1 pseudogene is annotated in these 345 nt (G+C 73.0%); it reads left to right on the forward strand.

Annotated features, from left to right (window positions below):
- Window positions 1–9: 9 nt before the first annotated feature.
- Window positions 10–345, forward strand: a pseudogene (locus tag O4G76_RS20135) (electron transfer flavoprotein subunit alpha/FixB family protein); the annotation flags it as partial.

Genomic DNA, 345 nt, shown 5'->3' on the forward strand with positions numbered 1-345 from the left:
GGTCGTGGGATGAGCGTGCTGCTTCTGGCCGAGGTCACGGACGGCGAACTGAACCGTGACGCCACCGCCCGCGCCGTCTCGGCGGTGCGGGCTCTGGGCGAGGTGACGCTCCTGTGCGTCGGCGCCAAGGCCAAGGACGCGGCGCAGGCCGCCGCCTCGATCGAGGGCGTGGCTCGGGTGCTCTGCGCCGAGGATGCGCTCTATTCGCACCGGCTGGCCGAGCCGGTCGCGGCGCTGGTGGCGCAGCTCGCGGAGGGCCACGAGGTGGTCGCCGCGCCCGCCACCACGGACGCCAAGAACATCATGCCGCGGGTCGCGGCGCTCTTGGACGTGATGATCATCCCC

The organism is Limimaricola sp. G21655-S1 (genome assembly GCF_027213785.1).
Taxonomy (GTDB): domain Bacteria; phylum Pseudomonadota; class Alphaproteobacteria; order Rhodobacterales; family Rhodobacteraceae; genus Limimaricola.